Here is a 12,296-nt window from a genome sequence, read left to right as displayed (position 1 = left end):
ACGACTCAGGACGCTAGACTGAACGCACAAAAACAACCCCGCAAGGATCGTCCATGCCCTGTCTTCGCCCTGCCCTGCTCCTTACCGCCGCGCTCGCCACCAGCATTCATGCCGCCAGCTGGACGGCTCCAGACGCCCTGGTCGCTCCTTCCGCTTTCAAGGGTGTGCACGGCCTGGCGATTGATCAACAAGGCCGCCTGCTTGCCGGCAGCGTGGTCGGTAACAGCATCTATCAGGTCGACAGGGACAGCGGCGACGTCTCGATCCTGATCGGGCCGGATAAAGGTCAGGCCGATGATATCGCCATCGGCCCGAAAGGCGAGATGGCCTGGACCGGCTTCCAGAGCGGGCGCATTTTCTACCGTGCCCATGATGACGCCGAGATCATTCAACTGGCCGACGGCCTGCCGGGTATCAACTCGATTGCCTTCAACCTGGACACGGGTGCCCTCTATGCCAGCCAGGTCTTTATGGGCGATGCGCTGTGGCAGATCGACCGCGATGGCGCTGAGCCTCCGCGTCTGATCCGCGAAGACATGGGCGGCTTCAATGGCTTTGAAGTTGGCGCCGACGGCTGGATTTACGGCCCGCTGTGGTTCAAGGGCCAGGTGGCGCGTATCAATCCCGAGGATGGCGATATGCAGATCATTGCCGAGGGCTTGCAGATTCCGGCGGCGGTAAACTTTGATTCAAAGGGTAATCTGTTTGTGGTCGATACCCGGGCGGGTGAGTTACTGCGTATCAGTGCCGATGATCGCGAATTGACGCGTGTCGCGACGCTGGCCACCGCCCTGGACAATCTGGCCGTGGCCGCCGATGACCGTATCTATGTCTCCAACATGGCCGACAACAGCATCACCCGGGTCAACCCGCTGAGCGGCGAAACCCGGGTGTTGACCCGGGGTGATCTGGCTGTACCCGCCGGACTGGCAGTGGACCAGAACAACCGGCAACTCTATGTGGCGGATATCTTCGCCTTTCGCCGGGTCGACCTGGCCTCCGGCAAGGTTACCGATATTCGCCGTGCCCACGGCGATGATATTGAATACCCCACCGGCGTCAGCCTCGGTGCTGAACGCATTCTGCTGACCAGCTTTGCCGACGGCAGCCTGCAGATTCTGCGCCGCAGTGACTACAGCACCGAAGCCAAAATCCATGACCTGCCGGCACCCACTGCTGCCGTTGAATTGCCGGACGGACGTATCGCCTTGAGCCTGATGGCCACCGGTGAGATTTTCTTGCTCGATGCCGACTTGCAGCAGCGCACTTCGCTGGCCAGCGACCTGCATGGTCCGGTAAGCATGCAGCTGGGGCAGGATGGCGCGCTGTACCTGACCGAGGCGGCCGGTTTATTCAGCCGGGTTGACGTGGATAGCGGAAAGGTGGAGCGCCTGGCAACCGACCTGGCCATGCCGGAAGGCCTGGTGCAACTGAGTGCGGATCAATGGCTGGTGGCCGAAACCGCCAAGCAGCAAGTCAGTCTGATTGATCTGGCCACGGGTGAACGGCAGGTGATCGCAGCCGACCTGCCGATTGGCTTCCCGGCTGGCCCAGGCATGCCGCCCAGCGGTATTCCTACTGGCCTTGCCCTGGACGCCAGCGGCAATCTGTATTTTGGCTCGGATCTGGATAATGGGTTGTACCGGATGGCGCGGGAGTGATTGGTTTATCTTGCCCCCTCTCCCCAACCCCTCTCCCGCAAGGGGAGAGGGGCTTCGACTGTCTTCCCGTCCGTCGAACGGCCCGGGTTATGAGAAGAGCCTGGGGCCGCAGGCGGGGTTGGGGAGAGGGCAAGTGATGCAGCGACGAAAACCGATCAGCCGCGGCGCGCCAACCGGTAACGAGCAGCAGATCCCATCAACATGAGCACCAAAAGCAACAAGCCCCATTGATTGGTCGATGGGATGCCATCCGGCGGGAAAGCTGCAGCAGTAACGGGGTCTACAATCACCCCATTGGCCAAACCGTCGGCATCAAATGGACCGCCATCCGTCAGGCTGTAACGCAAGATGCTGCCTTCAACACGGGAGTCAGGAATCAGTTGCCAGGGAGTGCCGAGCTTGTACGCCTGAAAATACCCCGGGAGACTTCTGCCGAAGTTGATCGCGATATTGACCATTTCACCCGGGCTGCAATTTTCCAGGGTAAAAGACAGGGCCCGTTCAATGGTCTGCAGCGTCTCCGGCGCTGACGGCAAGCTTGCCAGAGGCTCGGCCCCCAAAGTACTGATCGAACAGCTAGAAGCGCCTGACAGCGGTTGCACGCTCAGGCTGATGCCGTCGATTGTTGCCTGCGTCGCGGCTAAGGGAAACGCATCGTCAATGGTCGGTATACCATCACCGTCAGGGTCTGACTGTTCAAGTGCATTAACCATCGATTCCAGCAGCGCAACCTGCTCAGTCAATTCCGTCAGACGATCACGGCGGGCTTGCAGCCTGGTCTGCAGCAGAACCGCATCCATGCTGTGACGGTTCAACACATCGGTATCATCCACAGCAGCCGCCACGTGACTGACCGGGCGCAGGGAATCACTGCGGCCCACTGACACCTCGCCAGCAACGATGGTCGCCTCCCGGCCCAGGGTAACGTATCCATCAGAGGCCACGCCGAGCCCCAGCACCGGAATGCCCGGCACACTCAATAACGGCGTACCGTCCGCCTCTGTACCCTTGAGACCAATATTGAAATAGTCAGGGCCACCATTATTGTTGTCGTTGGCTTCCAGGTTCCAGCCTTTTTCCGGACCATTATCGACTGCAGGCTCCAGAAAGCGCACACGCGTATTGTTGGCGGGCAGAACTATCGAACTCCCCGTCAGGTCGCGCCCATTGAAACAATCAAAACCGATGCAGAGTGACCCAAGCACCTCCACATCCTCGGAAAAAGTGATGGCTTGCAGCTGCCCGCTGAAACCGATAAAACAAGCAGCCAGCGACCATGCCAGCAATCGAATACCGTGCATACACACCTCTATGTCAGTTGCCGAGCTGGTCGGTCAGGGTGTTCAGGCGGGTATTCAAAGACTGTAACTGGTCTTCCAGCGCTTCTATTTCACTATCCACCAGAGCCAGTTCGCTGTCGGCATCCGCAATCTGGTCGGTAAAAGCCAGTTGAAAATCATTGAACTGGCGCAGATTGACCGCGTCGGTAGGCTCAATGGCATCCGCCACGTGAACGATACGACGTTCACTACCGGCGCCCCCCACCGACACAGCCCCACTGACTATTTCCGCATTGGCGCCGAGCGCTATTCCCCCGCTCGCCTCTGCTTCCAGCTGCATGACCAGCGTGTCGGCACTGACATCACGAACAATAAAACGCGTCGCCGTGTTGTCATCCGTTGGTTCAATACCCAGCGACCAATCGTTGGTGGGAAATGACATAGTGTTACTGGTGTCTTCAAACAGGATGCGGGGCGACGGCGCGTGCAGACGAAGCGTGTCAAAGTCAAGATCGTCATCGACAACACAATCAGCCCCAACACACAAATTGCCCAGAATATAGCTATCGTCAATCCAGGTTTCGGCAGACAACGGAGTAGAGAACGCACAGAAGGCCAAAGCAGCCCAAAAAGAGGGGGTAAAACGCGGATAATACGGCACAAGAGAATCCTTTCGTCAGAACACAAAATGAGGATTCTATTGCAGCAAGACCCAGCGGCATTGTCTACCGCAAATTATTGACGTCAAAGGGGTCACGGTCAGCGCCGCAACCCCATCCGCTTGCGCTCGAACTCGGCAATCCGCTGGCGATAATGCTCGATAGTCTGGGCGGTGAGCACGCTGCGCTGATCGTCTTTAAGATCACCGCCCAGCTCGTGGGCCAGTTTACGCGCCGCAGCGATCATCAGATCCAGAGCCTGTTTCGGGTGGCGTGGGCCAGGCAGGCCCATAAAGAAACTGACGGCGCGCACGCGACTGTCGTCCAGGGTATCCATGTCGAAGGTGCCCGGCTTGAGCGCGTTGGACATGGAGAACAGCACATCACCATTGCCGCTCATGCTCTCGTGGCGGTGAAAAATATCCATATCACCAAAACGCAGGCCGCTTTCCATCACACTCTGCAGCAGTGCCGAGCCATGAAAACCGGACTCATCCCGTGCAGTCACAATAATCACCAGCACCTCTTCAACCGGGGGCTGTTCTTTCGCGGGCTGGCGCGGCTCTGCAGCAGCGGGCTTGGTTTTGTGCGGCGTCGGCTCATCATCAGGTAGCGGATCAAGCAGAACCGGCGCTGGCTCATCCAGATCCAGACCGACCTGCTGGGGCGGCTGCCAACGGCTATCATCAGCTCCGGCTGACAGTGGTGGCTCATCAAAGGCCGGATCATCATCACCCAGGGAAGGTTCCGCGCGTTCATTCTTCCCGATCACCCGGGGCGGACCCAGCAGTTCGTCATGCTCGGCATCACCCAGGCCACTCAGATTACGCTCGAGTTTGACCCGCAGCTTGTTGCGTCCACCCATGCGACGCCAGCCGTCGAACAGAATGCCGGCAATAACCAGCAAGCCAATAATGATTAGCCATTCACGCAACCCGAAATCCATGAAAACCCTGTTCCCGTTGACTGAAAATAATAGGATACCGCGCCAGCTTACCTGCTGGCACGGCCCAATGCGCGGACACTAGCATGCCCGTGCGCAAGTTCAAACTGCTGCCAGGGCAGCCGCTTCTTCCACATCTACTGTGACCAGTCGCGAGCAACCTGGTTCATGCATGGTGACGCCCATCAACTGATCAGCCATCTCCATGGCAATCTTGTTATGCGTAATGTAAATGAATTGCACTCGATCCGACATCTCTTTGACCATTCGGGCATAACGCCCGACGTTGGCGTCATCCAGCGGCGCATCCACTTCATCCAGCATACAGAAAGGCGCCGGGTTGAGCTGGAAGATGGAAAACACCAGCGCAATGGCGGTCAGTGCCTTTTCACCACCGGACAGCAGGTGAATGGTGCTGTTCTTCTTGCCGGGTGGGCGCGCCATGATGGTCACCCCGGTATCCAGCAGATCATCCCCGGTCAGCTCCAGATAGGCATGGCCGCCACCAAACACTTTCGGGAACAGTGACTGCAGGCCGTGGTTGACCTTGTCGAAGGTTTCCTTGAAGCGGTTGCGGGTCTCGCGATCAATCTTGCGGATCACCTGCTCCAGGGTGTCCAGCGCCTCGGCCAGATCGGCATTCTGGGCATCCAGATAACGCTTGCGTTCGGATTGCTGCTCGTATTCTTCGATCGCCGCCAGGTTGATCGCGCCCAGACGCTGGATGCGCGCATCCAGCAGTGCCAGCTGTTGCTCCCAGTCAGTCGACGAAGCCCCGGCTGGCAGCGCTTCAAGCACACTGAGCAGATCATAGCCATCTTCCAGCAACTGCTCGCGCAGGCCCTGACGACGGGTTTGCAAATCACGCGCTGCCAGCCGTTGCTGCTCGAGTTGCTCGCGCACCACATGGCCCTGCTGTTCCGCCTGACTGCGCCGGCGGTCCTGTTCGCGCAAATCCTGATCGACCTGCTCCAGTGCTTCACGGGCCGTTGCCAGCTGTTGCTCAACCTCAACCCGTTGTTCCAGCAATTTTTCCAGTTCAATCCGCTGGTCTTCATCCGGCGCCAGCGCTTCTTCCATACTCATCTGCAATTGTTCACGACGCTCAGCCAGCCGCTCCGTCTGCGTCTGCAGGCGCTCCAGCGCCTGACTGGTCGATTGCTGCTGTGCCTGCAACGACTGCATGCGCAAGGCCAGTTGGTGTTCGCGGTCCTTGTGTTGCCGGGCGTGCTGCCGGGCATGATCCAGCGCGTCGCGTACCTGATCGCGTTGCTGCAACAGGGTTTCGCGCTGGCCGGTATCCGCCGACATGCGGTCCAGCGCCTCTTGCAGCGTCAGCCGCGCTTCGCCCAGCTGTTCCAGTTCATCACTGCGCTGCTGGCGAATGTCCACCAGGTCATCGCTGATGCGCTGGCGGCGGGCATGGATCTGTTCCAGACGCACCTGACGTGCCGAGCACTGGGCCTTGATATCGCCCTGCTCACGACCCAGTTGCGCCTGGCCCTGCTGCAGGCTGTCGCGTTGCTGTTCCAGCTCGCGGATGCGCTGCTGGTGCCGGGCTTGCTGCTCAGCCGTGTGTTCCAGCGCTGCTTCCTGTTCGGCCAACTGTGCCTGCAGCTGTTCCATTTCCTGCTGCCGGGCCAACACACCCCCCGTATTGGCTTCACCCCGGCGCACACGCAGCCAGTTGCGCCCTATCCAGTGGCCCTGCGGGGTAATGATCGAGCCCTCGGCAGGCAATTCATGCCGTGCGGCCAGCGCGGCCTCCAGTGATTCAGCAGTGCGCACCGCAGCCAGCCAGGGGCTGAGATCCAGCGTGCTCTCGACTTTATGCAGCAGACTCTGTGCAGCAGCCTGCTCACCACGGGCGGTGCTGCGCTCAAGCAAGCGCAGGCTGCCCTGTTCAAATGACGCCAGCGCTTCCGTCACCTCATCCAGCTGATCCAGCGCGATGGCCTGCAGGTCATCGCCGAGCACGGTTTCAACCGCCAGCTCCCAGCCGGATGACACCTGTATCTGTTGCGCCAGTGCGCTGGCCTTGTCCAGGCCCTGTGCCGCCAGCCATTCGCTGACGCCCTTGCCATGATCCAGTGCTGCCTGTTGCAGAGCTTCCAGCGAAGCCAGGCGACCATTGGCGCGTTGTACCTCGCCACGCCGGATGTCCTGTTCCTGGTTCAGCGCCTGCAGGCTGTCTTTCTCCTGCAGCAGACTGTCGGCCAGCTCGTCCAGCTTGAGCTGCCCCTCTTCGCTGCGCAGCTCCAGCTCTGCCAGTTGTTCATTGAGTGCTTCCAGCTCGTCATCCAGGCTACCGGCACCCAGCCCTTGCTGTTCGTCTTCCAGACGTTTGATGCGTTCACTCAAACGCTCAATGGCCTGTTCCAGATGACTGATCCGGGATTGTTCGACTTCAGCCCGTTGGCGTGGTGCAGCCGCTTGCTGATTGAACGTATCCCAGGCGGCTTGCCACTGCTGCATCGCCTCTTCCGCGCCCAACAAACTGGCGGCCGTGTCTTCATCCGCTGCGCGGGCCATCTCCAGTTCCGGCTCGACCTCGGCCAGTTCCGCGCGCAGATCAGCCAGTAGCGCCTCATCCTGAGTCAGATGACTCTGCGCCTCATTCCAGGCCTGGTCGGCTTCCATCAGATCTTGCTGCAACTGCCGCTGGCGGTCCTGATTGAATTGCAGGGCCTGCTCGATGCGGCTGATATCGGCCCCCAGCCCGTAGAAGCGGCCCTGTACCTGATTGAAGCGCTCGGTCAGTTCAGTGTGCTCGTCGCGACGCTTCTCGATCCGGGTATCGGCATTGCGTTGCTCGGCGATCAAGGCCTCCAGCGCCACTTCCTGTTCGCGTACCTTGCCTTCCTGCGCCTGCACCTGAATATCCAGCCCCTGCCAGCGCAAGGCCTGCAATTGGGCTTTGAGCTGGCGCTCTTCGGCCTTGAATTCCTTGTACTTTTCCGCTGACTGCGCCTGACGGTGCAAGTGCGCCAGCTGACGTTCCAGCTCTTCACGCAGGTCGGTCAGGCGCGCCAGATTGTCATGGGTGCGGCGAATACGGTTCTCGGTCTCGCGCCGGCGTTCCTTGTACTTGGAAATCCCGGCGGCCTCTTCGATAAACAGGCGCAGCTCATCCGGCTTGGCCTCGATCAGCTTGGAGATCATGCCCTGTTCGATGATCGAGTAGCTGCGCGGGCCCAGACCAGTGCCGAGGAAGATGTCGGTAATGTCGCGGCGACGGCATTTGGTGCCATTGAGAAAGTACTGGTTCTGCGCTTCGCGAGTGACCCGTCGACGGATGGAGATTTCGTTGTAACTGGCGTATTCACCCTTGAGGGTGCCGTCGCTGTTGTCGAAGACCAGCTCGATCGAGGCCTGGCCAACCGGTTTACGGCTGTTGGAGCCATTGAAGATGACATCGGTCATCGATTCGCCGCGCAGGTTTTTTGCCGAGCTTTCGCCCATGACCCAGCGTACGGCGTCGATAATATTCGACTTGCCGCAGCCGTTGGGACCTACCACCGCACCCATATTGGTCGGGAAGTAGACCGTGGTCGGGTCAACAAAGGACTTGAAGCCGGCCAGCTTGATGCATTTCAATCGCATGTATCAGCTTTTCCTTGCGCTCGGTAACCAGGGACATGCTGCCGCTGGGCGAATAAACCGCCATTTTTACCCGCTTGCCAGCCCGGCGACAACATTATGTGACAATCCGGGCAAAAATCGCTGGTTTTTCCAGCCCCGCGTCCGGTTGTGGCACACTGTCAGCACTGCGAACAAGGGCCAGCCCATGCACCAAGACAAACCTCTGGATAGCCTCTACAACCGCCTGGTCGACGAGGAAGATGCGCGCGTCTGCAAAGACATCCCGGACAGTGCCTGCAGCGATGTGCCGCAGAACTTCTTCCGGCAGGTCGGCGCCATTACCCTGACCAGCCTTGGCGACACCCTGATCAACCCGAAAACCACGCTCGCCTGGCTGATGGGTGTGGTTGGCGCACCGGTCGCACTGATTGCCTGGCTGGTACCGATTCGCGAATCCGGCTCCATGCTGCCGCAATTGATGATTGCATCCTGGATACGTCAGTTCAGCCGGCGCAAGGGTGTCTGGGTGGCGGGCAGCCTGTTGCAGGCGCTCTCCCTGCTGGCGATGGGACTGGTGGCATGGACGACGACAGGCGCTCTGGCCGGAGGGCTGATTATCGCCTGTCTGGTGGTGTTCAGTCTGGCCCGCGGCCTCTGCTCGGTGGCCAGCAAGGATGTGATCGGCAAAACCATTCCGAAGACCCGGCGCGGCCGCCTCAACGGCCTGGCCAGCAGTATTTCCGGGTGGCTGGCGCTGGCCTTTGGCGTCTATACCCTGCTGCAGCCACCCAGTGACGATGACAGCGTGTTCTACGTCAGCCTGCTGGTTGGCGCAGCCTTGCTCTGGGTCCTGGCTACTCTGGTCTACCAAAGCGTTGATGAAGCCCCCGGCGCCACCGAAGGCGGCGCCAACGGCATGCGCGAGGCGTTTGCCCGCCTGAGCCTGTTGCGTGATGATGCCCATTTCCGCCGCTTTGTAATTACCCGCGCCCTGCTGCTCTGCTCCGCCCTGTCCGCACCCTATTACGTGGTATTGGGTCAGGAGCTGAGCACAGGGTTGAGCATGCTGGGCGCCTTCCTGATTGCCAATGGCCTGGCCAACAGCCTGAGCTCAATGATCTGGGGCCGCATGTCCGATCATTCCAGCCGCCAGGTCATGATCCGCGCCGCCTTTCTGGCCAGCCTGCTGGGGCCGGCAGTGATCGGCATTCATGTCTGGGGCGGGCTGCCGGAGAACGTCCATGCCTGGTTATTCCCGGTAGCTTTCTTTGTGCTCGGCGTGGCGCACAGTGGTGTGCGCGTTGGGCGCAAAACCTATGTACTGGATATGGCCGGTGGCAACAAGCGCACCGACTATGTCGCCGTGGGCAACAGCCTGATCGGGCTGATTCTGCTCGCCACCGGCCTGTTTGGCCTGCTCAGCGGCCTGATTGGCGCCGCCGGCATGCTACTACTTTTGTCGGCTATCGGCTTGGCTGGCGCCCTGCTAGCCTTCACGCTGCCCGAGGTCCAGGCCGACTGAACCGGCTTGCTGCAGCGTCACTGCCAGACCCACCGAAGGCGACTACACTCTTGCTGAAGGCTGACCCGCCCGCTGCGGGCCAACCCTCGGTTATTGGCCATTCATTTTTCGGAGTTTGAGCATGACCACAGCGCACACAGATGCGACCCCACCCCGACTACCGACCGGTCGCCGGATCGGGCTGTTCCTGGGCCCGGCATTTCTGCTGTTCACTTTGCTGGTGCCCGCCCCCGGCGAGCTGACACCCGCTGCCTGGCAAACGCTCGGCCTGATGCTGCTGATGGCGACCTGGTGGTCCACCGAAGCGATTCCGATTCCGGCTACGGCACTGCTGCCGATCCCGCTGATTCCAGCCCTCGGGCTCGGCAGCGTGGGCACTGCAACGGCACCCTATGCCAACCCGATCATCTTTCTGTTTATGGGTGGTTTTATCATCGGCCTGGCGATGCAGCGCTGGAACCTGCACAAGCGCATCGCCTTGCTGACCCTGATTGCCGTCGGCAGCCAGCCCAAACGGCAGATTGCCGGTTTTATGCTGGCCACCGGTTTTCTCAGTATGTGGGTCAGCAACACCGCGACCGCCATCATGATGCTGCCGATCGGCCTGTCCGTGATCAGCATGCTCGACAACAGCAACCCCGAAGCGGTCAAACGCTTCGCCACGGCGCTGCTGCTGGCGATCGCCTATGCCGCCAGCGTTGGCGGCATCGCCACCCTGATCGGCACCCCGCCCAATGCTCTGCTGGCTGCCTACCTGGCCGACAATCACGACATTCAGGTCGGTTTCGCCCAGTGGATGCTGATCGGCCTGCCGGTCGCGCTGGTCATGCTGGTTGCCGTCTGGGTCTGGCTGACGCGCAAGGATTTTGGCCTGGGTAGCAACGAGAAGGGCAGTGAACTGCTGAAAGAGCAACTGGCCGAACTGGGCAGCCTGAGCCGGGCAGAGAAGCTGGTCGGCGGCGTGTTTGTACTGACGGCGGCAGCCTGGATTTTTCAACCACTGCTATCGGCCAATCTGATTCCCTGGCTGAATGACACCGTCATTGCCATTGCCGCAGCCATCATTCTGTTCCTGCTGCCGGTCAATCTGCGTCAGGGTGTTTTCGTCATGAACTGGGATAGCGCCAAGGGCATGCCCTGGGACGTCCTGTTGCTGTTCGGTGGCGGGCTTTCACTGGCAGCCGTCATTACCAGCTCCGGACTCGCCAGCGCGATTGCTCAGGGATTGGCGGAAATGGGCATGTTGCCGGCGTTAATGATGATTGTGCTGGTTGTCACGGTGATCATCTTCCTTACTGAAGTTACCAGCAATACCGCCACCGCAGCCGCCTTTTTGCCGCTGATCGGTGCCGTTGCAATGAGTCAGGACATATCACCGTTACTCTTCACGGTACCGGCCGCGATTGCCGCCAGTTGCGCCTTCATGATGCCGGTTGCGACGCCGCCAAATGCCATTGTGTTTTCCAGCGGGCACATGCGCATCAGCGACATGATCCGCGCCGGTTTTGCACTCAACCTGGTGGGTATCGTGGTGGTCACGCTGGCAGCTTACCTGTTGGTCGGGGTGGTGTTCGGCATCTGATGGGGCAGCTTTGCTCACTTGTGGCGCGGCTTTTTTCTGCTTGCCTTGGCCGTCGGCTGGGCTTTGCTGTCGCCCCGGTCAGCGTTTCGTGAACCAGCCTTGAACTGGCGCTTGCGCTCGGCATCCTGTTCCGCTTTTTTCGCCTGGGCCGCTGCAACGGCGGCCTTTTCCTCGACAATCATGGCCGGGGTTTCCAGGGTAATACGGCCCATTTTTCCGGCACGCAACTCATTGATCAGCATCTCGCTGATGCGCGTCAGATCTACCCGCCCACCTGCCCGAATGGCCCCGCGCCGGATACCGGCCTGCTCCAGAATGGCCAGCTCGGTATCCGCCAACGCCTCGAGCTTGAAATGCTTGCGCAGCAACTCCGGATAGGCCTCACGCAGATACTCGACAACAAAAAAGCTCACATCATCAAAGGCCATGGCGGTGTTCTTGATCGCCCCGGTCGCCGCCAGGCGGTAGCCACTGTCGGGGTTTTCAATTTTCGGCCAGAGAATGCCCGGGGTATCCAGCAACACCACGCCATCCCCCAGATTGATCCGCTGCTGGTTCTTGGTAACCGCCGGCTCGTTGCCGGTTCGCGCAATCACCCGATCAGCCAGAGCGTTGATCAGGGTGGATTTGCCGACATTGGGAATACCGACAATCATCACCGTAATATTCTTGCCCCTGGCCACCTTGTCCGGAACCATTTTGCGGCAAAGATCAATCAATTGGCGGGTTCGGCCCGGCTCCGCCGTGTTGGTCGGAAAGGTTTTTACGCCGCGCTCCTGCTCCAGCGAGGCCTGCCATGCAGTGGTCAACTCCGGGTCAGCCAGGTCACTCTTGCTAAGCACCTTGATACACGGCTTGTCACCGCGCAGGCGTTCAATCGCCGGATTTTCGCTGGAATAGGGAATGCGCGCATCAAGCACTTCAATCAGCAGGTCAACCTGCGGCAAGGCTTCACTGATCGCCTTCTGCGCCTTGTGCATGTGCCCCGGATACCACTGAATGGACATGTTTACTCAACCTTGGAATCACCATTAGCCGGCTAGTGTACTGCATCCAGGCAGGCGATG

The 12,296-nt window shown here is 60.0% G+C and carries 8 protein-coding genes; 3 read left to right on the top strand and 5 right to left on the bottom strand.

Translation table 11 applies throughout. The annotated features are described in order from the left end of the window. The first annotated feature begins 53 nt into the window (after positions 1–53). Positions 54–1,661, top strand: coding sequence for a Vgb family protein (locus BLU07_RS04585; RefSeq protein WP_092384607.1), 1,608 nt, complete (start codon positions 54–56; stop codon positions 1,659–1,661). 155 nt (positions 1,662–1,816) lie between these two features. On the opposite strand, the gene BLU07_RS04580 is transcribed toward BLU07_RS04585, so the two are convergent. The 4 genes from BLU07_RS04580 to smc form a co-directional block, all read right to left on the bottom strand. Further along, entirely contained in the window at positions 1,817–2,962 is a 1,146-nt protein-coding gene (locus BLU07_RS04580) for a choice-of-anchor U domain-containing protein (protein WP_092384605.1), read from the bottom strand. A 13-nt stretch (positions 2,963–2,975) separates the two neighbouring features. Next, positions 2,976–3,602: a hypothetical protein gene (locus tag BLU07_RS17955; protein ID WP_092384603.1), complete on the bottom strand. Its 627-nt coding sequence runs from the start codon at positions 3,600–3,602 to the stop codon at positions 2,976–2,978. 98 nt (positions 3,603–3,700) lie between these two features. Next, positions 3,701–4,546: a cell division protein ZipA gene (zipA, locus tag BLU07_RS04570; RefSeq protein WP_092384601.1), complete on the bottom strand. Its 846-nt coding sequence runs from the start codon at positions 4,544–4,546 to the stop codon at positions 3,701–3,703. Between the two features lie 99 nt (positions 4,547–4,645). Continuing rightward, positions 4,646–8,146, bottom strand: coding sequence for a chromosome segregation protein SMC (gene smc, locus BLU07_RS04565; RefSeq protein ID WP_092384599.1), 3,501 nt, complete (start codon positions 8,144–8,146; stop codon positions 4,646–4,648). 184 nt (positions 8,147–8,330) lie between these two features. Here smc and BLU07_RS04560 point away from each other — a divergent pair, with 184 nt between their 5' ends. Then, a complete protein-coding gene (locus BLU07_RS04560; protein WP_092389578.1) occupies positions 8,331–9,647 on the top strand; it encodes an MFS transporter in 1,317 nt (438 codons plus the stop codon). A gap of 121 nt (positions 9,648–9,768) precedes the next feature. Further along, a complete protein-coding gene (locus tag BLU07_RS04555) occupies positions 9,769–11,229 on the top strand; it encodes an SLC13 family permease (RefSeq protein ID WP_092384597.1) in 1,461 nt (486 codons plus the stop codon). Between the two features lie 14 nt (positions 11,230–11,243). Here BLU07_RS04555 and ylqF read toward each other — a convergent pair whose 3' ends face one another. Beyond that, positions 11,244–12,236: a ribosome biogenesis GTPase YlqF gene (gene ylqF, locus BLU07_RS04550; protein ID WP_092384595.1), complete on the bottom strand. Its 993-nt coding sequence runs from the start codon at positions 12,234–12,236 to the stop codon at positions 11,244–11,246. Positions 12,237–12,296: the final 60 nt, after the last annotated feature.

This window comes from Halopseudomonas salegens (assembly GCF_900105655.1).
Taxonomy (GTDB): domain Bacteria; phylum Pseudomonadota; class Gammaproteobacteria; order Pseudomonadales; family Pseudomonadaceae; genus Halopseudomonas; species Halopseudomonas salegens.
The sequence above is the reverse complement of the archived record's forward strand: the minus strand, read 5'-3'. Positions and strand labels throughout refer to the sequence as shown.